Annotated in this window: 16 protein-coding genes, 1 tRNA gene and 3 pseudogenes; 14 read left to right on the forward strand and 6 right to left on the reverse strand. The window is 40.0% G+C overall.

The features are described 5' to 3' along the window. Nucleotides 1-108: 108 nt before the first annotated feature. Nucleotides 109-249, reverse strand: a pseudogene (locus tag GZ996_RS09960) (helix-turn-helix domain-containing protein); the annotation flags it as partial. 234 nt (nucleotides 250-483) lie between these two features. Here GZ996_RS09960 and rplS point away from each other — a divergent pair. The 4 genes from rplS to asnA all read left to right on the forward strand — a co-directional run bounded on the left by rplS (nucleotide 484) and on the right by asnA (nucleotide 3,368). Next, nucleotides 484-831 (forward strand): 50S ribosomal protein L19, encoded by a 348-nt coding sequence (rplS, locus tag GZ996_RS09965; RefSeq protein ID WP_027971744.1) that lies wholly within the window; start codon nucleotides 484-486, stop codon nucleotides 829-831. Between the two features lie 184 nt (nucleotides 832-1,015). Next, nucleotides 1,016-1,087: transfer RNA gene (locus GZ996_RS09970), tRNA-Arg, on the forward strand. A gap of 143 nt (nucleotides 1,088-1,230) precedes the next feature. Beyond that, nucleotides 1,231-2,295, forward strand: coding sequence for an MmcQ/YjbR family DNA-binding protein (locus GZ996_RS09975; protein ID WP_162011979.1), 1,065 nt, complete (start codon nucleotides 1,231-1,233; stop codon nucleotides 2,293-2,295). A gap of 80 nt (nucleotides 2,296-2,375) precedes the next feature. After that, nucleotides 2,376-3,368: an aspartate--ammonia ligase gene (gene asnA / locus GZ996_RS09980; protein WP_156805640.1), complete on the forward strand. Its 993-nt coding sequence runs from the start codon at nucleotides 2,376-2,378 to the stop codon at nucleotides 3,366-3,368. Nucleotides 3,369-3,478: 110 nt separating this feature from the next. Here the strand turns inward: asnA and GZ996_RS09985 are convergent, their stop codons facing one another. Then, complete coding sequence (locus GZ996_RS09985; RefSeq protein WP_156805641.1) at nucleotides 3,479-4,729, reverse strand: aminopeptidase; 1,251 nt, start codon at nucleotides 4,727-4,729, stop codon at nucleotides 3,479-3,481. A gap of 142 nt (nucleotides 4,730-4,871) precedes the next feature. Here GZ996_RS09985 and GZ996_RS09990 point away from each other — a divergent pair, with 142 nt between their 5' ends. From GZ996_RS09990 to GZ996_RS11750, 4 genes are all read left to right on the forward strand, one after another. After that, on the forward strand, nucleotides 4,872-5,000 hold the full coding sequence (locus tag GZ996_RS09990; protein WP_156805642.1) for a DUF4044 domain-containing protein: 129 nt from the start codon (nucleotides 4,872-4,874) through the stop codon (nucleotides 4,998-5,000). A 267-nt stretch (nucleotides 5,001-5,267) separates the two neighbouring features. After that, the gene (obgE, locus tag GZ996_RS09995; RefSeq protein ID WP_156805643.1) at nucleotides 5,268-6,581 is read left to right on the forward strand and encodes a GTPase ObgE; all 1,314 of its coding nucleotides are present in this window, start codon (nucleotides 5,268-5,270) and stop codon (nucleotides 6,579-6,581) included. A gap of 235 nt (nucleotides 6,582-6,816) precedes the next feature. Beyond that, on the forward strand, nucleotides 6,817-7,371 hold the full coding sequence (locus GZ996_RS10000; protein ID WP_162011980.1) for a GNAT family N-acetyltransferase: 555 nt from the start codon (nucleotides 6,817-6,819) through the stop codon (nucleotides 7,369-7,371). Between the two features lie 15 nt (nucleotides 7,372-7,386). Continuing rightward, the gene (locus tag GZ996_RS11750; RefSeq protein WP_121835767.1) at nucleotides 7,387-7,557 is read left to right on the forward strand and encodes a hypothetical protein; all 171 of its coding nucleotides are present in this window, start codon (nucleotides 7,387-7,389) and stop codon (nucleotides 7,555-7,557) included. A 13-nt stretch (nucleotides 7,558-7,570) separates the two neighbouring features. Here GZ996_RS11750 and GZ996_RS10005 read toward each other — a convergent pair whose 3' ends face one another. The 3 genes from GZ996_RS10005 to GZ996_RS10015 all read right to left on the reverse strand — a co-directional run bounded on the left by GZ996_RS10005 (nucleotide 7,571) and on the right by GZ996_RS10015 (nucleotide 12,486). Continuing rightward, nucleotides 7,571-9,070 (reverse strand): ATP-binding cassette domain-containing protein, encoded by a 1,500-nt coding sequence (locus GZ996_RS10005; RefSeq protein ID WP_162011984.1) that lies wholly within the window; start codon nucleotides 9,068-9,070, stop codon nucleotides 7,571-7,573. An 18-nt stretch (nucleotides 9,071-9,088) separates the two neighbouring features. After that, on the reverse strand, nucleotides 9,089-9,238 hold the full coding sequence (locus GZ996_RS10010) for a hypothetical protein (protein ID WP_161979696.1): 150 nt from the start codon (nucleotides 9,236-9,238) through the stop codon (nucleotides 9,089-9,091). A gap of 965 nt (nucleotides 9,239-10,203) precedes the next feature. Next, complete coding sequence (locus GZ996_RS10015) at nucleotides 10,204-12,486, reverse strand: Xaa-Pro dipeptidyl-peptidase (RefSeq protein ID WP_162011981.1); 2,283 nt, start codon at nucleotides 12,484-12,486, stop codon at nucleotides 10,204-10,206. Nucleotides 12,487-12,650: 164 nt separating this feature from the next. On the opposite strand from GZ996_RS10015, the gene gla reads away from it, so the two are divergent. After that, a complete protein-coding gene (gene gla / locus GZ996_RS10020; RefSeq protein WP_156805647.1) occupies nucleotides 12,651-13,538 on the forward strand; it encodes an aquaglyceroporin Gla in 888 nt (295 codons plus the stop codon). A 93-nt stretch (nucleotides 13,539-13,631) separates the two neighbouring features. Here gla and GZ996_RS10025 read toward each other — a convergent pair. Continuing rightward, nucleotides 13,632-14,702, reverse strand: a pseudogene (locus GZ996_RS10025) (IS3 family transposase). A 170-nt stretch (nucleotides 14,703-14,872) separates the two neighbouring features. Between GZ996_RS10025 and GZ996_RS10030 the strand changes: the two are divergent. From GZ996_RS10030 to GZ996_RS10050, 5 genes and pseudogenes are all read left to right on the forward strand, one after another. Beyond that, on the forward strand, nucleotides 14,873-15,616 hold the full coding sequence (locus GZ996_RS10030; protein ID WP_156805648.1) for a CppA N-terminal domain-containing protein: 744 nt from the start codon (nucleotides 14,873-14,875) through the stop codon (nucleotides 15,614-15,616). Continuing rightward, a complete protein-coding gene (locus GZ996_RS10035; RefSeq protein ID WP_162011982.1) occupies nucleotides 15,613-16,539 on the forward strand; it encodes a serine hydrolase domain-containing protein in 927 nt (308 codons plus the stop codon). The genes GZ996_RS10030 and GZ996_RS10035 overlap by 4 nt, the downstream gene beginning before the upstream one ends. Nucleotides 16,540-16,967: 428 nt before the next feature. Continuing rightward, the gene (gene groES / locus GZ996_RS10040; RefSeq protein ID WP_156805650.1) at nucleotides 16,968-17,255 is read left to right on the forward strand and encodes a co-chaperone GroES; all 288 of its coding nucleotides are present in this window, start codon (nucleotides 16,968-16,970) and stop codon (nucleotides 17,253-17,255) included. Between the two features lie 164 nt (nucleotides 17,256-17,419). Beyond that, complete coding sequence (gene groL, locus GZ996_RS10045) at nucleotides 17,420-19,042, forward strand: chaperonin GroEL (protein WP_162011983.1); 1,623 nt, start codon at nucleotides 17,420-17,422, stop codon at nucleotides 19,040-19,042. Between the two features lie 118 nt (nucleotides 19,043-19,160). Beyond that, nucleotides 19,161-20,721: pseudogene (locus tag GZ996_RS10050) on the forward strand (IS3 family transposase). Nucleotides 20,722-21,131 lie beyond the last annotated feature (410 nt).

A 21,131-nucleotide genomic window follows, 5' to 3' on the forward strand; every position in this document is an offset into this window, starting at 1 on the left:
TAAAACAGCGATTGCTCGTGAATTTTCAGGGTTTATCTGGGGGATGATGACAGGGAGAATTATTTGAGTTTAGGCTTTGTTTTCGTATACTTTTTTGACTTATTTTATCATCGCAGAGCGATGAGGACCTAGAAGGCGAGCAATCTCAGCGGTTTTCTTACCCATCTTGAGATAGGCACTAATTTCTCCTCGTTCAGAGGCTGAGAGGTGTGAATAAGATTGATTTTTGGTAGAATGATTAATGGACATGTCCATCTGCTTTCTATACTGAGTTGGGGGAATTCTAGTATATCAGACGAACATGTCTTTTCTGTTGCACTTCATTTTACAACGCGGGGATTGTATTTTCCAATAACATTTAACTTGCCAGTTCGAGCTCTTTTTGTTAAAATAATAAAAGTGTGTAATGGACACACAGAAATTACGGCTAATCCGCTGGGACGATAGACTGCTCTTAAGATTAGTAAGATAGGAGAATAAAAAATGAATCCATTAATCCAAAGTTTGACTGAAGGTCAACTTCGTACTGACATCCCATCATTCCGCCCTGGTGACACTGTCCGCGTTCACGCGAAAGTTGTCGAAGGTAACCGCGAACGTATCCAGATCTTCGAAGGTGTTGTCATCTCTCGTAAAGGTCAAGGGATCTCAGAAATGTATACTGTTCGTAAAATCTCAGGTGGTATCGGTGTAGAACGTACGTTCCCAATTCACACACCACGTGTTGATAAAATTGAAGTGGTACGTTACGGTAAAGTCCGTCGTGCTAAACTTTACTACTTGCGTGCTCTTCAAGGTAAGGCTGCTCGTATTAAAGAAATCCGTCGTTAATTCTAAGATATAAAGACCGTTAAATGAGCAAAGCAAAATAGGAGTTTTGACAATGGACGTTGGCGTTCGAGGAAAAACGATCTTTTTTGCACAACTCATAGGTTCTATTCAATTCAACTCTCTAACTTAGAAGGGTTGCGAATAACGTACGGATAAAAATCTGCCTTAGGCAGATTTTTTACTAGCTCTCTTAGTTAAATGGATATAACAAATTCCTCCTAAGAATTAGTTGCAGGTTCGATTCCTGCAGGGGGCAAAACAAGGGTGAAGAGGTTGGGGAAAATGATTCCAGCCTCTTCGTTTTTACAGTAATGTTAGGGTGATCTGATGATTGATTGAAATATGCAGAAGTCGAACTTTTATAGTCGTGACTTCTGTTATATTTATGGAGAAAGTGTAATGGCTTTAGAAGATGTGGTATTTACCAAAAAGCGAGTGTGTTTTGATAAGTTAATTTCTTATGGATTTTCTTTTGATGGAGAGATTTACCGTTATACAGAGAGCTTCTTAGAGGATAGTTTTGAAGCTAGAGTTAGCATTTCAAAAGATGGGAATCTTTCTGCTTGTGTTATTGATTTGGAGCTTGATGAGGAATATTTAGCGTTACGTGTTGAGCGTGTAGTAGGATCATTTGTTGGTCAAGTTAGAGAGGGTTATCTTGAGATTTTAGAAAGAATTGCGGCTACTTGTTTTGAAGCTCAGCCATTTTCTCAAGAACAAACCAATCGTCTCGCTATTTATTTGACCGAAAATTTTGGAGATCAGACGGATAGTCCTTTTGCCAAATTCCCTAGCTTTACAGCTTTTCGTCATCCAGATAATCAAAAATGGTACGGTTTGGTAGGTACTGTGGAGCGATCTAAGTTGCAGTTAGGGGAAGAGGAATGGTCAGAAGAGGGGTTAAAAGAAGTGGTGGAAATCATTAACATCAAGGTTTCTCCCAATGATATTCCAAGCCTTATCGAGAAAACTTCAATTTATCCAGCTTATCATATGTCTAAGAAGTCATGGGTAACGGTGGTTTTGGATGGTAATGTATCTGATCAGGAGCTCTTTGAATTAGTAATCAACAGCCGTCAATTGGCTGCTCCTAAAACAGTTTCTAATCCTAATGGCACAGATTACTGGATTATTCCTGCCAATATGAAAAATTATGATATTGATAAAGACTTCGCTGTCAGCTCACAGGTTTACTGGCATCAGAAAAAATCCCTTAAAAAAGGGGATATCGTTCTAATTTATATTACTGCTCCGACAAAAGCGGTGCGCTATATTTGTGAGGTCCTCAAAGATAACATATCTGATGGTGATGAAAAGTTGATGAGTATTCAGTTGCTGAAAAAACTATCTGATATTGAACTCTCTCTAGATTTACTAAAAGAATTAGGGGTAACTAATATTCGTGGCCCTCGTCGGCTAACTGCATCAGCCATTTCCTTTATCAAAAAGAATATTTTATCATAAAAAGCCTTCATAAGGGCTTTTTTTTCATAAGAAAAGACGGTATAATAGTTCCAATTATTGAAATGAAACGAGGAGTTCTGATGAAGAAAAGTTTTATCCATCAGCAGGAAGAAATTTCTTTTGTTAAAAATACGTTTACTCAGTATTTGAAAGATAAGCTTGAAATTGTTGAAGTTCAAGGGCCTATCTTGAGTCAAGTCGGTGATGGTATGCAGGATAATTTATCAGGTGTCGAAAATCCTGTATCGGTTAAGGTAAAGTTGATTCCTGAACACACTTTTGAAGTGGTACACTCGCTTGCTAAATGGAAACGTCATACTTTGGCACGTTTTGGCTTTAATGAGGGGGAAGGACTTTTTGTTCATATGAAGGCTTTGCGCCCAGACGAGGACTCACTTGACCCAACTCACTCTGTTTATGTGGATCAGTGGGACTGGGAAAAGGTTATTCCTGACGGACAACGTAATATTGCTTATTTAAAGAAAACAGTTGAAAAAGTTTATAAAGCAATTCGTCTGACTGAACTTGCGGTTGAAGCACGATATGACATTGAATCCATTTTGCCTAAGCAAATCACCTTTATTCATACGGAAGAATTGGTAGAACGTTACCCAGATTTAACACCAAAAGAGCGTGAAAATGCAGTTTGTAAAGAATATGGTTCAGTCTTCTTGATTGGAATTGGTGGCGTCTTGCCAGATGGTAAACCTCATGACGGCCGTGCACCTGACTATGATGACTGGACAAGTCACTCAGAGCGTGGTTATAAAGGTTTAAATGGTGATATTTTAGTGTGGAATGATCAACTTGGAACAGCCTTTGAGTTGTCTTCAATGGGGATCCGTGTCGATGAAGACGCCTTGAAACGTCAGGTAAAAATCACTGGAGACGAAGATCGCCTTGAACTAGAATGGCATAGAGCACTTCTAAACGGCCTTTTCCCATTAACCATTGGTGGTGGTATTGGACAATCACGACTTGTGATGTTCTTGCTCCGTAAAAAACATATCGGAGAAGTGCAATCAAGTGTCTGGCCAAGAGAAGTACGTGAAGACTATGACAATATTCTCTAATGAAGTGATTCGATAGATAAGATTCATAACATAAGGCAAGCCTGTTCGGTTTGTCTTTTTTTGAAATCAAAAAAACGCCAGCAGGATCTAGCGTTTTTGATTTCAAATGATTATTTGAATGAGTCTGCCCACTCTCCACCACGGAAGATTGGCACAACTTGTCCATCAACAGTGATACCGTCTACATCCATGTGCTCTGATCCAATCATAAAGTCAACGTGAGCAGTTGAACGATTAAGACCAGCAGCTTCAAGTTCTTCTTGACTCATTTCAGTACCACCTTTGATTGAGAAAGCGTAAGCTTGACCAATAGCCAAGTGATTTGAAGCATTTTCGTCAAATAGGGTATTGAAGAAGGTTAGTCCTGATAGTGAAATTGGTGTTTTGTGTGGTACGAGGGCAACTTCTCCAAGAGCACGTGCACCTTTACTTTCTTCAACCAATTTCTTGATAGTAGCTTCGCCTTTTTCAGCGGTTACTTCTGTGATTTGACCATCTTTGAAGGTGAATTTCATGCCTTCGATAATTGTTCCAGCATAGCTGAGTGGTTTGGTAGATGATACATATCCTTCTGCACGACGGAAATCAGGAGCTGAGAAGACTTCTTCTGTTGGCATATTGGCAATGAACTCATCACCTTGGGCGTTGACAGAACCTGCGGCTTCCCAAACATGATTTTTAGGCATTCCGAGTATCAAGTCTGTTCCTGGTGCAGTGTAATGCAGAGCATCAAACTGGTATTTGTTAAGAAGCTCGGCTTTTGCGACCAAGTTAGCTTGGTGTTCATCCCAGGCCTTGATTGGGTCTTCTTCGTAAACACGGTTTAATTTGAAAATGGTATCCCATAGCGCATCAACTTGCTCTTCTTCAGTAGCAAGGTCAGGGAAGACAAGGGCAGCCCATTCTTTACCAGCAGCGGCAGCAAGATTCCAGCTCACTTTATTAGCTTGGGTAGCTTCTCGTTGTGCAGCAAGAGCAAGAGACTGTGCCTGCTGCGCTTTTGACAAACGATCTTGATCAACGCCAGCAAAAACATTTGGGTCAGAAGAACGAATGAAGAGGCGACTGGCTTTTTTCTCTAAAAAGTGATTTGATTTAGCAACGACGTAATCTGCAACAGTTGTCACGCAATCTTCATCAGCGTGGAGGAGTTTTTCACGTGTAATTTGATCATCAGAGTAATCAAGAATAACTTCAGCAGCTCCGTGGGCGTAAGCTGATTTCACCAAAAGACGTGCGAATTGTGACTGTTCTACATCCACAGTCATAATGACGGTATGGTCTTTTTTGACACCCAGTCCTTTGACGATAAGCAAATCAGCATATTTTTTTAAGTTTTCTTCAAAATTAGGTAATGTCATAACCCTCTCCTATTTTCTAAAAGTCGCTTTTAAATATAGCATATTCTTCTAAATTTCTCAATGAAAAATCTTTACTATTGTTTGCGAAATCCCTCATTTCATGGTAATATAGATAAGAATTAAGCAAAGAAGAGGAATAATCATGGCTTTTGGTGATAATGGAAATCGTAAAAAAACACCTTTTGAGATTTTAGTGCAAATTGTAGTCATTTTTATGATTTTGGTTACACTTGGTGGAGTGGTCTTTAGTGCCATTAACATCTTGATGTAAGGTAAGATTCATTAGAGAAATGGCAGGGCAAGAGCTCTGCTTTTTATCAATAAAAAGAAAAAGGGATAGTCGTGAAGGACTAAGGTCTTAATGAAGCTATTCTATTTAGTTAAAAAGAGAAAGGAAAGAGGGGACTTCGGTTAGGTATTGTGCTAATCTGAACTCGGGCTAAATCCTCGGAAAAAAGATAAACCAACTCTTGTGCAAGCACTCATCGTTGGTTTCCTATTTTTCTATCGGATTTGGGCGCCCTCTGTATCATAAGTTATGTCAATGTTTTTGGATACTGCTAAGATTAGTGTGAAGGCTGGTCGTGGTGGTGATGGCATGGTGGCTTTTCGTCGTGAAAAGTATGTACCAGATGGTGGCCCATGGGGTGGTGATGGCGGAAAAGGTGGCTCAGTCATCTTTAAAGTAGATGAGGGGTTACGCACCCTTATGGATTTCCGTTACAATCGTAAATTTAAGGCTCGAGATGGTGAAAAAGGAATGACCAAAGGGATGCACGGAAAAGGTGCTAAAGACCTTATCGTCTCAGTTCCTCAAGGGACAACTGTTCGTGATGCGGAGACAGGTAAAGTCTTAACTGACTTGGTAGAGCATGGGCAAGAGTTCATCGTGGCGCGTGGTGGTCGTGGTGGCCGTGGGAATATCCGTTTTGCGACACCTCGTAATCCTGCACCTGAAATTGCGGAAAATGGGGAGCCAGGTGAAGAGCGTCAGCTTGAATTAGAATTAAAAATCCTCGCAGACGTTGGTTTAGTTGGTTTCCCATCAGTTGGTAAATCAACTATTCTTAGCGTGGTATCGGCAGCTAAACCCAAAATTGGTGCCTATCACTTTACAACGATTGTGCCTAACCTTGGTATGGTTCGTACGAAGTCTGGTGAGAGCTTTGCGATGGCAGACCTTCCAGGATTGATTGAAGGGGCTTCTCAGGGTGTTGGCCTTGGGACACAGTTCCTTCGCCACATTGAGCGCACGCGTGTTATTCTTCACGTCATTGACATGTCAGCTAGTGAGGGACGTGACCCTTATGATGACTATGTGCAAATCAATACCGAGCTTGAAACTTATAACCTGCGCTTGATGGAGCGTCCGCAGATTATCGTTGCCAATAAAATGGACATGCCAGAATCAGAAGAAAATTTGAAGATTTTTAAGGAAAAATTAGCAGCTAACTATGATGAATTTGATGAGTTGCCAATGATTTTCCCAATCTCAAGTTTGGCGCATCAAGGTTTGGACAATCTCTTGGAAGCAACAGCAGAGCTGCTTGATCAAACAGATGAATTCCTGCTTTACACCGAAGAAGACATGCAAGACGATGAAGTTTACTATGGCTTCAATGCAGACGAGCGTCCATTTGAAATCACACGTGATGACGATGCCGCTTGGGTGCTTTACGGTGAGAAATTAGAACGTCTCTTTGTCATGACCAATATGGAACGTGACGAGTCTATCATGAAATTTGCCCGCCAATTGCGTGGTATGGGAGTTGACGAAGCCCTCCGTGAACGTGGTGCCAAAGACGGTGATATCGTCCGTATCGGAAACTTTGAATTCGAGTTTGTGGATTAACACAGTCCGGTGGACTGTGTTAACCCGAGTTCAGAAATAAGAGAGCGAGGCAATTCCGTTGGACCTTTTAAGCCAAAATTTAGAAACGAAAGAGTGAGGTAGTCTGGTGGAGCTTGATAGTCTGTGGATAAATTGTCAAAGCCTCTTTCCCTAAGAATGAGATAGTAAAATCTAAGCTAAGTCAAGAAATCATAGAGTGCAAATCACTGGATTTTATAAATAGGAGTTTTAGATTATGCAACATAAAGGTACAGTTCAACTTGAAACGGAACGTCTCATTTTGAGAAGATTTCATGTTGATGATGCAGAAACCATGTTTCAGAATTGTTGGTCTAATAGAGATGTGTGGAAGTGGACCAGCTATGAGGAAATGTCTATTGTTGACGATCTTATCACAAAAAATGGTCTATTTACGGATTGGTGGTTGGATTTATATGAGCATCCTAATCGTTATAATTGGGCCATAACCTTGAAATCAACAGACGAACCGATTGGCCGAGTTTTTGTCATTCAGATCAACGAAGAAAGTGCAGAGGCTGAAATTACCTATGAAATAGGTGAAAAATGGTGGAATCAGGGGTTAATGACAGAAACTCTTAAAGAAGTTAGTCGTTTTTTATTCGATGATGTTCATGTAAAACGACTGATTGCTTATCATGCTAAGGAAAATCCTGCTTCAGGAAAAGTCATGACCCACATTGGGATGACCTTGTTCAAGATTGTTCCAAATGGCTATACTTGTAATGCTGGAACATTCGATAGTCATTATTATGAAATTTTCAATAAATGATACAGGAGGTCGAACATGGGAGATAAACCGATATCTTTTAAGGATAAAGATGGCAACTTTGTTTCAGCGGCTGATGTTTGGAATAAGGAAAAATTAGAGGAGCTGTTTACCCTCCTCAATCCTAATCGCAAACTTCGTTTGGAACGAGAAAAATTAGCCAAAGAAAACACAGAGGAGCAAGCCTAGTGGCCTGCTCTTTTTAGCGTACAAGATTTTCTGATGTTAATTCATACCGTATTTCAGCCACTTCCTCAATGAATTTGCGGTCGTGTGACACGCTAATGATGGCTCCGGGGAAGTTTTGCAATAACTTTCTGATTTCAGGTTGTGAAGTTGGTGAAAAATTTCTAGTTGGCTCATCTAGAAGGAGAACATTGGCTTTCTCTAGCACCATTTTGGTAAAGAAAAGTTTGGTTTTTTGTCCGCCAGAAAGCTGTCCTATCGGATGTGAAACTTCCTCTCTGGTAAATTTGAGGCTAGCCAGTAAGGTACGGACCTCTTGCTCCATTGATGTTTGGCTGAGAAAGGCTAGCGCAGTCATCTGATTATCCATACACTCCTCGTAGGTCTGAGGCATGTAGCCCAGTTTGATATCAGCTCGCGCAGACAAATGCGTATGAATTTTCTTGAGTAGACGTGTTTTACCAATCCCATTTTTCCCAGTAAAGACCAGTTTATCTTGACCCAAAATGCGGAGGTCAATCACTTGACCTGTCTCTAAAACATCATTCTCCCAGTTGAGTAAAACTTTACGAGGAGGAAGCGGTGTGATGTCTGAAAAGAAGATGTTGATGATGTCGTCATTGTCGGGAATGGCGGTGAAGGTTGCAGCTTCTTTGTCATAGCGTTTTTCTTGAGATTTGATATTTTTGAATTTTTTAGCCAGAAGCCGACCAGCCACATCGTTTTTGGTATTCCTTAATTGATGCTCAACACTCTGGTGGAGGCGATGAATCCTAGCCAGTCTGTCAGCATGTTCCTCCCTCTCCTTATTAGCAAGCTGTAATTGTTTCTCGTAGGTTTCCCTGCGCCATATCTGATATTCCTTATAGGTCATTGGCTGATAAGTTGCCTTAGCTTGGATCCGTTTTTTCACGAGTTCCAACTGCAAAATAGCTGTCGCGGTTGCCTCCAAGAACTGCTCATCATGTGAGATGAAGATAATGGTTTCTTGGCTACGTCTGATAAAGGACTCGAGCCATTGAAGAGTTTCCAAGTCCAAATCATTTGAGGGTTCGTCAAGAAGAATGAGGTCTGGTTCATAGCTGAGCAGTTTAATCAGTTGCAATTTTAACCGTTCTCCGCCAGATAAGTTTTTTACGCTCTGCCCTTTTTCCTCACAATCAGCCAGAGGAAAATCAAGATCGTCAGCTAATTGATAGAGGCGATTAAAATCAAGGCGGTCAAAGTCGGCGTCTTGGTAAAGGAAATCCGTTACGGTAAGCTCAAGCTCTTCTTGTGGCAGGCTCTGTGGCAGATAAGCAGGGCAGTGAAAGTGGTTGATGACATTTCCGTTGATGGAAGCGTAGGTTGAGACGAGGTCTGACTGATAGAGAGCCTGCATCAAAGTAGACTTGCCAGTCCCTTCCTCTCCGATAATGGCTAATTTGTCCCCAGGATTGACGACAAGCGATAAGTTATCAAGGAGAGTAGATAGATCCTTTTGATGGGTGATGGTTAGATTTTGGAGATGTAAAATAGGCGTCACCTCTTCCTACTAACGATTGCCACGATTATGATAGCCACCAGCTTTCTTAGTCTTCATTGCAGCATGTAGAGATTTATTATTGTGAATGTTACGTTTGTGAGATGCTTGTTTTTCTTTTTGTTGATTAAGAATGGTATGGTGAGTAGTAGTTGTTGACATGAGCTATTCCTTTCCAGTCGTCGATTCAGGGAAGACGACAAAAACTCCCAACCTTATCAAGTTGAGAGTGTGTTAGCCGAATAATCTCTTAGGGCATCTTGAAATCCTTAGTAAAATAATGGAGAAAATCTCTCCACCATTGGCTAAAATTGGGAAACTAAAATACAGGATAGAATGCTAGAGAAAATAGAAAAAGAGCACACCTAAAAACACATCTTGATAAGGCTTACCAATAACATGTTGCTTAGTTAATCATGGCTCCATTCCTCCAAATATTTTTTCAAAGGTAGTATAACATTTTTTGAAAACGATGTCAAACCAAAAATGAACACGTGTAATTTCCCAAAGTGAGTTCCACTTTGGTTTCCGAAGTGGAACTTAGTCTGAGACTCTAGTATGTAAAAATGTTACAACAAATAGGTAATGGATTTGATGTAACATTTTTATAATAGATATCATAAAGAAACTTAAGGAGTTTATCATGAAAAAATGAAGTTTTTGTCGGTATTTACTATCATGGGAGCGATAGTTGTAGGAGACATGCTACATGTGGTAAGTCTAAGAGCAGTTCTTCTGCTTTGGGAATGATTAATGTTGTTTTTCGTGAGGAATGTTCTGGAACTCGTGGTGTTTTCATTAAATTATTTCACATTAAAGAAAAAATGATGCAGCTTAAAAAGTTAATTTGACAACGAATAAAGTAATTGTTACCAACTCAACATCTTGATGGTGATAACAGTCATAGGTAATCCATCACATGTTGGAGCTATCTCACTTGGTTTGTTTTTTTGCAATGTCATCAGCTTATTGGTATCAGTGGTGAATTATATTCAATCAAAATTAGAATTTTAAATCCTATAATATCATTGATAGACTTCCGAGACCTTTGGAGCGTCCGCATTTTTTAAGAAAGAAACAAAAAGAAATTTTTGAATTTAGATTATTATTTAGAAAGGAAAATCTGGTTACTTAGTCACAGAAAGCGCTAGTTGAGCCTTGTTCCAATCAATCGTCAATTCATAGTCACTATTATCACGGATCGTGTGTTCAAAGTCAGTGGTATAAAGGACAAGACGAAGGGTGCTATTTTCTTCTAAAGCGTAGATGGTTGGTTGCAGTTCCAAAGTCACTTGCATCCAGTCGTCTGGTATGACTTCTTTAATCGTTAATAATCCGTCACGATTTTGTAGGTTGAGGTGACCTTTAGCAATCACACGATAGGCTGCTTCACGCTGAGGGAGCTCAACCAGGTGTTCTTTTTCAAAGAGACGGCCGTTATCAAGAGATTTTGGAGAAATAATGGATGGTATATCTTGAAGGTATTTTTTCTCTCCTTGTTCCAATAGCTGAGCTGAGAGCAAACCTTTATTGGTTGAAGATTTGACAGACAAGGTTAATTTGACACGCCCGTTTAGCAGCAGCGCTTTTTCAACAGGAATATCAATGGTGATGGCGTTGGCTTTTTTAGTAAATAAATCAGCCTTGAAGTTATTGAAATTCTTGCCATACTTGGTAAAGCTATCGTCGTTATAGTGATTGGAAATGATGTGGCCTTCACTTGATAAGTCAAAGGTTTCGTAGTTTTGAGAACCAAATGTTTCAAGAGTTTTCCACGTTTGAGCAGAACGGTTATCCTGCCAAATAACTACTGGGAGGTTATGGTTATTTTCTTGCCCCAAAAGCTTTTGAGAAAGAAGTGTGTTCATGCTTTCACGGAAATCAATAGATTGCCAGTTGTTTATGTAGACGTGGGCGCCGTGGTGAAGGAACAAGTGTTTATCAATATGGTTTGGAAGAGCATTAAACATATTAAAGACATTGATTGGTTTAACATTCCAGTCTTGAGTACCATGAGTAAAGACGACAGTGGCTTTTACTTTATCAGCATTTTTGATGTAGTTACGGTTGTGCCAAAATTGGTTATAGTCTCCGTTAACTCGATCAATATCTATCCCTTGTTGTTCCAAGAATTTTTGGTAGGTAGCATTGTTGCGAAGATAGTCTCCAGCTAAAAGATTACGAGAATAGGTAAGCTCTGTTAAACTATTAAGGTCTTCACCAGGGTAGCCACCAGGGCTAACGATAAGACCATTTTCACGGTAATAATCGTACCAAGAAGAAATACCAGCTTCTGCGATGATGACGTCTAAGCCATCTACGCCTGTTGTTGCTAAAGCATTTGACATGGTACCAAGATAAGATAGCCCAGAGGTGACCACTTTGCCAGTCGCCCAAATGGCTTCAATACGACGTTCTCTAGTCTTACTTGTAAAGGCAACAGCTCTGCCATTTAACCAATCAATAACGCTCTTGTAGGCTTCTACCTGCTGGTAGTCCCCTGTTGTCATAAAGCCATCGGAGTTGAGGGTACCGATACCTGAAACGTAGATATTGGCAAAACCACGCGCTAGCATGTAGTCATTGAGGGTGTAGCTAGGACGAGGTAGGTTTGTGAAGCTCTCTTCAGTCTCTGTCACCAGAGTAGCTTGACTCTGACTGTCAAGTGTTTGGATTTTTTCTTCTCTTAGGGAAATAGCTGACGCTGATTTGACGGTTAATTCGCCTTCCATTTTATGAGTCAGTGCATCAGAGGCGGGTTCATTAACTCCTTGCTGATAAGGAGAGGCAGTCATGATAACAGGGATTTTGTGAGTCGTTTTAGGACGTATGATATTGACTTTGATGATATCAGTTTGACCATCACCATCTGTATCAACTGGTGTTTCCACATAAACGACTTCACGAATGACGTTGCTAGTATCAAACGTTGCTAGAGATTTTCCATTGAAAAAGGCGTAATCATTGGTGACTGGAATAAGATTTTCTGTCACTAAACGGTCAATTAAGGTATTGCCAGATGGGCAACGTGTAGCAAGTAATTGATGAAGATTGCCTAGGCTAGAATCAAATATGATTGGGAAATGGAGCTTTTCGATAAATTCAGTCGTGTCTTTGAAATCTACATTTGGAATAAAGCCAAGAACTTGCAAGGCAACAGTATTAAAAATATTGGCAGTGACTTCTTTGTCAGACTGGAAGAAAGAGAGTAGGTCTGTTTCAGTATCCGCAATCCACATGGACAGGGCGTAGTCTGTATCTTGGTAATGAAGTGACAAGATTTTGTTGAGGAATGTTTTAAAGTTTAGTTTGAAACTCTTATTTGAGTTGACATTAAAGCCTAGCGAACGAAGTTCCTGCTCAGCTATGTTTTCAGAAACAGCAAAATAAGATAGTTGATTGTATTTCATAAAAATCCTTTCATACGTAGAAGTTTTAATCTTAATAAGATGAGTCTATCAATCATAAAAAAGTAAACGTTTTTATTTGAAGATATACCTTTACTTTGTTTATTATACTTGATAGAATGGTTAATGTCTAAAAAAATTCGTATTTTGAAAGGAAATTAAGACAAATGGATGTTACATGGACAGTGAAATATATCACTGAATTCTTAGCGACTGCTCTCCTTATCATTATCGGTAATGGTACAGTTGCTAACGTTGACCTTAAAGGTACAAAAGGAAACAACTCAGGTTGGATCTTGATTGCTATTGGTTATGGTTTGGCAGTTATGATGCCAGCGCTTATGTTTGGTAACGTATCTGGTAACCACATTAATCCAGCCTTTACACTAGGTCTTGCAGTATCTGGACTTTTCCCTTGGAAACATGTTCCAGCTTACATCATTGCTCAACTTTTAGGAGCGATGTTTGGTCAGTTGATGATTGTTATGGTTTACCGCCCATATTTCATGAAAACGGAAAATCCAAATCACATCTTAGGATCATTCTCAACAATCAATGCTCTGGATAACGGTACTAAAGAAAGCCGTAAAGCAGCAACAATCAATGGCTTTTTAAATGAGTTCCTTGGGTCATTTGTTCTCTTTTTTGGTGCGCTTGGTTTGACTAAAAACTTCTTTGGTGCTGAACTAGGTTCATTGATTAAAGAAACGCTTACCTCACAAGCAGCAGCTTATGGACAAAAATTGTCAGAATCTGATATCGCTGATGCAGCAAAAGCACAAGTGGCTCAAATGACAAATGGTAGCCAAGCAGTTGCCCATGTTGCTCTAGGTTTCCTTGTTATGGCACTTGTAGCGGCGGTTGGTGGTCCAACTGGTCCTGGTCTTAACCCAGCGCGTGATCTTGGTCCTCGTATCGTCCATGCTATTCTTCCAAAATCAATTCTTGGTGAAAACAAAGCAGATTCTAAATGGTGGTACGCTTGGGTAGGTGTTTGTGCGCCAATCCTTGCTTCAATCGCTGCGGTAGCACTTTTCAAATACCTTTACCTATAAGAAGATTTGATAAGTTACTATTTGGCATGAATAGAAAAAAGTTTAGGCATTTTGAACTGCTCCCTGTCAAGTAGACAATGAAATAATAAAAGATTAAGCAACGGCCTTGTCCCTCAATTCAAGAGGGGCAAGGCCGTTGTGCTTCTCTTGAAATCGTTAGTTATTGTAAAAATAGATATAGTCATCAATATCATAAACTAATTCCTCAAATGTCTTGTAAGCCTTCAAGTCATAACACTCCGTCTTAAAGTGACCAAAGAAACTCTCAATTGGCGCATTGTCAATGCATTTACCAACTCGTGACATAGAGCGTGTCATCTGATATTGGGGCGTTACCATCCGGTATTCCTGTGAAGTGTATTGACTTCCTCTATCGCTGTGGATGATTGGTGTGGCATCTGGATTAGCTTCCATAGCCTTTCTTAGGTTCTCCATGACAAGAGGATTGTCATTATGCTTACTGGATATGGTAAGCCACGATAGAACCATCATAAAGGTCTTTAATAGCACTTAAATAAGCTTTACAACCTCGTCCATACGGTAAGAAAGTCACATCTGTACACCATTTTTGATTAGGGGCTTGAGCTGTAACTCTTCTTCTGGGGTAAGGTTCGGTTTACTGTCTAACCCTTTACCTCTGCGATCTAGGAGTCCTTCTCAAACTTTCTCACCCAGGAATAAACTTATTGGTAGGAAATACCATATTTCTCAATCGCTGCCTGATAGTCCTTATCATGAGCAATGGTGAAGTTGATAATCTCCACACGTTCTTCAAAAGTGGTTTTTCGTCCTTGGTTCATACGACTTATTTATTCCTTTACTAGTTGCTTTGATTTCTATACCACTAGTATACCGTTTTAGCCACTTTTCGAGAACACTTCTAGATGATATTTGATACCTGTCACAAATAGTATACGTTGACCCTGTTCCATTAAGATAATCTTGTACAGCTTGTTCTTTGACTTCTTTTGAGTATCTTATCCAATTTCTACTTTCTCTTAGTCCTGCTACACCTAGCTGTTGGTATTTACGACCCCAAGTTCTAATGGCAGTATCACTGACGCCATATTCCCTTATTAAACTTGAAATGGATTTCCCTTTTTCTAGATACAAGTTAACAATCTCTAGTTTTTCTTCTACTGATTTTGGAATTCTTTTTGATATACGAAAACTCCCCTTTTAGTTTCTAGTGAATTTTTGTTTTTTCACTGTCCACTATAAGGGGAGTATATCATTTGTCCTAGCTTTTTTCATTTTTTAAATTATTCTTAAATTTTTAATTCTCTTGCTAAAATTTAAACTTTATTTTACAATAGAAAAGATTGGAGAACGATATGACATTAGTAACGAAAGCGACTTTCAAAACACCTGTTGTAAGGGTATTTGACAAAGACGCCAATATTTCTTTTTACCAAGAAACTCTAGGGTTTAGATTGGTTTCTGAAGAAAATGCTATTGCGATTTTTTCTGCTTACGAAAACTCTGAACGTACTTTCATTATTGAAGAGTCACCAACTTACCGTACCCGTGCTGTCAATGGTAAAACAAAACATCATAAGACGATTATCAAAGTAACAAGAGCATCTGATATTGAATGCTTATTGGCACGTGACATTACTGTTGATACTCTTTTTAAGGGGGAAAATGGCTACGCTTTTGAGGTGACTTCCCCTCAAGGGTACACCTACCTGATACATGCTGAGAACGACAGAGCAAGTCTTGTTACGATAGAAAAAACTGATTTTAAAGCTCAGCCTGATTTTTTGGGCTTATCTGATTTTACAATTGAAGAGCTTGTTCTCAATGTTCCAAATGTTGGTATTGCGCAAGCTTTTTATCGAAAACTTAATCTGTCGCTAGCAATAAGTTTTGTTGAGTCTGAGGGTGAGGACCTTCAAGTTAATCCAGATGATGTGTGGGACTTGGAGTATTTGGAGTTTACGTTGCCTGTGGAGAGTGAAATAGCACTCGTTAAAGAGGAATTGGAAACGTTGGGGTGTGCTATTGCCTACGATGATAAAAAATTACTGGTTACAAGAGATACTAGTAACATCGAAATTTGGTTTAGTAAGTCATGAAAACAATTTTAGGTAAGATTGATCAACAAATGGCTGCCAATCTCTATCATGGGGCTAGCCTTGCTCTTTATCGTGACGGTGTTTGGAGAGAGCACTACATAGGAACGCAGGACGGGGAGACTCCCGTCCTTCCTGGTCTTGCTTATGATTTGGCCAGTGTTTCCAAGGTTGTTGGTGTGGCAACTATTTGTATTTTTTTGTTAAATAGTGGAGCGATTCGATTAGATGATTCTCTCGTTAAGTATTATCCTGAATTTCATGATAAGTCGGTTACTCTGCGCCAGCTGTTGACCCATACAACAGGGATAAATCCTTTTATTCCAAATCGTGATAGGCTTTCAGAAAATGAATTAAAAGAGGCTATTAATCAAATCACGGTGACTGATCATAAGGCTTTTCATTATACGGACATCAATTTTCTCTTACTAGGTTTTATGCTAGAAGAAATTTTAGGTTGTCCATTAGCTGAGATGTTTCAGAAAGACATTTTTATCCCTTGGAAGATGACTGAAACTGATTTTGGCCCTGTAAAAGGTGCTGTACCAACGGTAAAAGGGGTAACAGATGGCTTAGTTCATGATCCTAAGGCAAAGGTTTTGGGAAGACATGCTGGGTCAGCAGGGTTGTTTTCAACACTAAGTGATTTAAAACGTTTCTGCCAGCATTATTTAGAAGACGATTTTGCTGAAAACCTTTGGACCAATATCAGCTTAAGCAATAAGACACGCTCCATCGGCTGGAATTTAGATGGTGATTGGATTGACCATACCGGTTACACGGGCCCTTTTGTGATGCTCAATCGTAAGGAGCAGTGTGCAGCGATTTTTCTAACCAATCGCACTTTTGAATACGATGACCGTCCCCTCTGGATTGCTAAGAGACGGGAACTGAGAGATGTGATTCAAGTTGCATTCAGTCGTTAAAACTCCTAGATTGTGATGACTTGCCGAGTGCTAGATGTTGTATCTAATGCTTAGAGCGTCATTGACATCCAGGACAGGGCAAATGCATAAAGCAAGTATGGTTTTCAGAAATTAGATCTTCAGCATGTAAACTCATTTTATCTCTAAAATGATGTTATAATCCTAACAGGGATAAAGAAATAATAACGAAAAAATGTAAAATAGCCGAAAATATATTGTAAAAATACATGTATCTCAAAAGTGATTACATGTATTTTCTTTATGCGTACGGCGTGCATCCGGAGTTTTTTTCTTGACTATTTCTAATCAAGTGATAGAATGGTAAGAGTAAGTTAGCACTTGTATGACAAGAGTGCTAAAATTTCGTTTTCGCATCACAAAAAGTGAAAACGGTTATCATATACTAAAACAAAATTAGGAGGAAAACAATGAGTTTGAAACCATTAGGTGACCGTGTTGTTGTCACATTTGAAGAAGTAGAAGAAAAAACAGTTGGTGGCTTTGTCCTCGCAGGAGCTTCGCATGATGCAACGAAAACAGCTACTGTTGTTGCGGTTGGCGAAGGTATTCGCACCTTAAATGGTGATTTAGTAGCACCAAGTGTTGAAGCTGGCGATAAAGTGCTTGTTGAAACGGGTGCTGGTATTGAGGTGAAGGATGGTGAAGACAAAGTATTTATCATCCGTGAATCTGACATTGTGGCGATTGTGGAATAAAGATAATATAAGGAAGGATAGAAAGGAGAGAGGGTAGCCGGTATGAGTTTAACTGAATACGGGCTACGGACGGCTGTAAAAAGATGAACTTTAACTAGACGCTAGCGTCGTCATTGAGTTCCCTATTTTGCTATTGTCCGGTAAACGCCCTCTATATCTTAATTATGGCAAAAGAGATTAAATTTTCAGCGGATGCACGTGAAGCAATGCTCCGTGGTGTGGATATTTTAGCAGATACAGTAAAAGTTACCTTAGGTCCTAAGGGACGTAATGTGGTGCTTGAAAAAGCCTTTGGTTCGCCACTTATCACTAACGATGGGGTAACCATTGCTAAAGAAATTGAATTAGAAGACCATTTTGAAAACATGGGGGCAAAACTCGTTTCAGAAGTGGCTTCAAAAACCAATGATATTGCAGGTGACGGGACAACGACTGCGACAGTGCTCACACAAGCCATCGTTCGTGAAGGTCTTAAAAACGTGACAGCTGGTGCCAATCCAATTGGTATCCGTCGTGGGATTGAAACAGCAGTTGCGACAGCTGTTGAAGAATTGAAAAGGATCGCTCAGCCAGTTTCAAATCGTGAAGCCATTGCACAAGTTGCTGCGGTATCATCACGTTCTGAAAAAGTTGGTGAGTATATCTCAGAAGCTATGGAGCGCGTGGGTAAAGATGGTGTTATTACTATCGAAGAATCACGTGGGATGGAAACTGAACTTGAAGTGGTTGAAGGGATGCAATTTGATCGTGGTTACCTGTCACAATACATGGTAACGGACAATGAAAAAATGGTGGCAGATCTTGAGAATCCATTTATCTTGATTACAGACAAGAAAATTTCAAATATTCAAGAAATCTTACCACTTTTAGAAGAAGTTCTTAAAACAAGTCGCGCACTTTTGATTATCGCTGATGATGTGGATGGTGAGGCCCTTCCAACCCTTGTTCTTAACAAAATTCGTGGAACATTCAATGTGGTTGCTGTTAAAGCTCCTGGATTTGGTGACCGTCGTAAAGCTATGCTCGAAGATATTGCTGTTTTGACAGGTGCGACAGTGATTACAGAAGACCTTGGTCTTGAATTGAAAGATGCGACAATGGCTGCGCTTGGTCAAGCGGCTAAAGTTTCTGTGGACAAAGATAGCACTGTTATCGTTGAAGGAGCTGGTAGCGCAGAAGCTATTGCTAACCGTGTCAACCTCATCAAGTCACAATTAGAAACGACAACGTCAGAATTTGACCGTGAAAAACTTCAAGAGCGCTTGGCGAAATTAGCTGGTGGTGTCGCTGTGATTAAAGTCGGTGCGCCAACCGAAACGGCCCTTAAAGAAATGAAATTGCGTATTGAAGATGCTCTTAATGCAACTCGTGCAGCTGTTGAAGAAGGAATCGTTGCTGGTGGTGGTACAGCACTTGTTCAAGTGATTGAAAAAGTTGCAGCGCTTGATCTTGAAGGTGACGATGCGACAGGTAGAAACATCGTTCTTCGTGCCCTTGAAGAGCCTGTTCGTCAGATTGCATATAACGCTGGTTACGAAGGCTCTGTTATCATTGATAAATTGAAAAACAGTGACTCAGGTATTGGCTTTAACGCTGCGACAGGTGAGTGGGTTAACATGGTAGAAACAGGAATCATTGACCCTGTTAAAGTGACTCGTTCAGCTCTTCAAAATGCCTCATCAGTGGCAAGTCTTATCTTGACAACAGAGGCAGTTGTTGCTAACAAACCAGAACCAGCTGCTCCAGTAGCGCCAGCTATGGATCCAGGCATGATGGGTGGGTTCTAAAATCACATTATCAGAACAAAAAGACAAATACTGAAAAGTTGGGTAAATGATATACTCCCCTTATAGTGGACAGTGAAATAACAAAAACATTTCACTAGAAACTATGAGGGGTTTTCATATGTCCAAAAGAAGTCCAAAGAGTGTAGAAGAGAAGTTAGAGGCTGTCTTGTGTCACCTTGAGAAGGGGGAATCACTAAGTCAGTTGTCTAGGAGATTTGATATCACCATCCAAACTCTTGAAAGATGGATTTGGCGCTATCAGACTGATGGTGTAGATGGTCTTGTGGAGAGTCAGACTTGGAAGAAGTACCCATCAGACTTAAAGAAATCTGCTGTGGAAGATTACCTTTCCGGGCAGGGAAGTCAGCGACTTACCTGTCAAAAATATGGGATTTCTTCTACCTATGTTCTCAGGAGCTGGATAAAGAGGTATACTAGTGGTAAGGAACTAACAGCTACTAGTAAAGGAGGCACTCGTATGAGACAGGGGCGTAAGACAAGTTTTGAAGAGCGTGTTGAGATTGTCAATTTTACCATTGCTCATGAGAAGGATTATCAGGCAGCTATAGAAAAGTATGGCGTTTCCTACCAGCAGGTCTATTCTTGGGTGAAGAAGTTTGAAAAGCAAGGTAGTCAAGGTTTAGTAGACCGCCGTGGTAAGGGTCTTGAGAGTAAACCAAACCTAACTACTGAGGAAGAACTACAACTTAAGATAAAACAACAGGAGGAGAAAATTCGTTACCTAGAAGCGGAGGTTGGTCTGCTAAAAAAGTTGGAAGAAATCAAACGTCGAAACCGGAGGTAAGACTGGGGCGCCACTTAGAGAAATTTCAAGCCCTTAAGGATTATCATGACGAGGAAAAAGAGCTCTCTATCAGTGCTCTTTGCCAGATTTTGAAGGTGTCTCGGTCAGGCTATTACAAGTGGTTAAACCATAAGGAAACTGCATCAGAGAAGCTTAATAGGGAACTTATGAGTCACATTAAAGACCTTCATCGTGAGCATCATGGCATCTTTGGCTATCGTCGGATGACGATTAACATCAATCGTCTGCTAGGGACTAACTACAACAAGAAACGCATTCGTCGTCTTATGCAAATCTTAGGACTTCAATCTGTCATTCGCCGATCAAGAGGTTACTGCACAAAGACCAGTTACAAGAATATCGAAGACAACCTCCTTAATCGCGATTTTACTGCCACTGCTCCTAATCAGAAATGGTGTACAGATGTCACTTTTATGACCTACGGATTAGGCGGTAAGGCCTACTTAAGTGCTATTAAGGATCTCTACGATGGCTCAATCGTAGCCTATCATATCAGCCAACATAATGACAATCCGCTTGTTATGACAACACTAGCTAAAGCTATGGAAGCCAATCCTGGTGCCAGACCTCTTCTTCATAGTGACCGAGGGTCTCAATATACTTCTAGAGAGTACCGTATGGTTACCACACAATATCAGATAACACGTTCTATGTCCCGTGTCGGCAAGTGTATTGATAACGCTCCGATAGAAAGCTTCTTTGGTCTCTTTAAGACAGAGTGCTATGATTTTAAAACTTACCAGACTTTTGAAGAATTAGTCGCAGATATTGATGCCTACATCTATTTTTACAATATCAAGAGAAGCACAACGGCCTCGCTCCTCTTGAAGTGAGGAACAAGGCCGTTGCATAATCTTTTATTATTTCGTTGTCCACTTGACAGGGAGCAGTTCAAAACGATATCCAGCTTTTTTGCTTTTTATCCATTATGAAATGAGTGAATGATAAGAGAACAAAAGGAATACAAGGGAAAAGGTTGTGAACTTAGATAAAGGATGTTAAACTGGAATAGGTTGAAGATTATAGTGGATTGAATAAAGGTTAGGACATCATTAAGTAGCTTTGACGAACTCTAGTTCTATCAGCAGCTCCTAGCCTTGTCCTATTATTTTCTCAATCCACTGATATGTAAAGCTCTTTGTCAAGTAAAAACAATCAAGCTTAGAAAAAATTGAACGCATCTGGAAAGAGTCTAAATCTTAGCTCCGGGCATTGGCCATTCTGATATTCGTGGATTGGTTACCTACAGGTCAATGGTTCTGC

The organism is Streptococcus sp. S784/96/1, assembly GCF_902729355.1.
In the GTDB taxonomy this organism is placed as follows: domain Bacteria; phylum Bacillota; class Bacilli; order Lactobacillales; family Streptococcaceae; genus Streptococcus; species Streptococcus caledonicus.

Excerpts from the sequence above, each read along its gene's own strand:
- rplS (WP_027971744.1), top strand. The coding sequence starts at position 484 with ATGAATCCATTAATCCAAAGTTTGACTGAAGGTCAACTTCGTACTGAC.
- asnA (WP_156805640.1), top strand. The coding sequence starts at position 2,376 with ATGAAGAAAAGTTTTATCCATCAGCAGGAAGAAATTTCTTTTGTTAAA.
- GZ996_RS09990 (WP_156805642.1), top strand. The coding sequence starts at position 4,872 with ATGGCTTTTGGTGATAATGGAAATCGTAAAAAAACACCTTTTGAGATT.
- GZ996_RS09985 (WP_156805641.1), bottom strand. The coding sequence starts at position 4,729 with ATGACATTACCTAATTTTGAAGAAAACTTAAAAAAATATGCTGATTTG.
- GZ996_RS10030 (WP_156805648.1), top strand. The coding sequence starts at position 14,873 with ATGACATTAGTAACGAAAGCGACTTTCAAAACACCTGTTGTAAGGGTA.
- GZ996_RS09975 (WP_162011979.1), top strand. The coding sequence starts at position 1,231 with ATGGCTTTAGAAGATGTGGTATTTACCAAAAAGCGAGTGTGTTTTGAT.
- groES (WP_156805650.1), top strand. The coding sequence starts at position 16,968 with ATGAGTTTGAAACCATTAGGTGACCGTGTTGTTGTCACATTTGAAGAA.
- GZ996_RS10035 (WP_162011982.1), top strand. The coding sequence starts at position 15,613 with ATGAAAACAATTTTAGGTAAGATTGATCAACAAATGGCTGCCAATCTC.
- groL (WP_162011983.1), top strand. The coding sequence starts at position 17,420 with ATGGCAAAAGAGATTAAATTTTCAGCGGATGCACGTGAAGCAATGCTC.
- gla (WP_156805647.1), top strand. The coding sequence starts at position 12,651 with ATGGATGTTACATGGACAGTGAAATATATCACTGAATTCTTAGCGACT.
- GZ996_RS10000 (WP_162011980.1), top strand. The coding sequence starts at position 6,817 with ATGCAACATAAAGGTACAGTTCAACTTGAAACGGAACGTCTCATTTTG.
- GZ996_RS10010 (WP_161979696.1), bottom strand. The coding sequence starts at position 9,238 with ATGTCAACAACTACTACTCACCATACCATTCTTAATCAACAAAAAGAA.
- obgE (WP_156805643.1), top strand. The coding sequence starts at position 5,268 with ATGTCAATGTTTTTGGATACTGCTAAGATTAGTGTGAAGGCTGGTCGT.
- GZ996_RS11750 (WP_121835767.1), top strand. The coding sequence starts at position 7,387 with ATGGGAGATAAACCGATATCTTTTAAGGATAAAGATGGCAACTTTGTT.
- GZ996_RS10015 (WP_162011981.1), bottom strand. The coding sequence starts at position 12,486 with ATGAAATACAATCAACTATCTTATTTTGCTGTTTCTGAAAACATAGCT.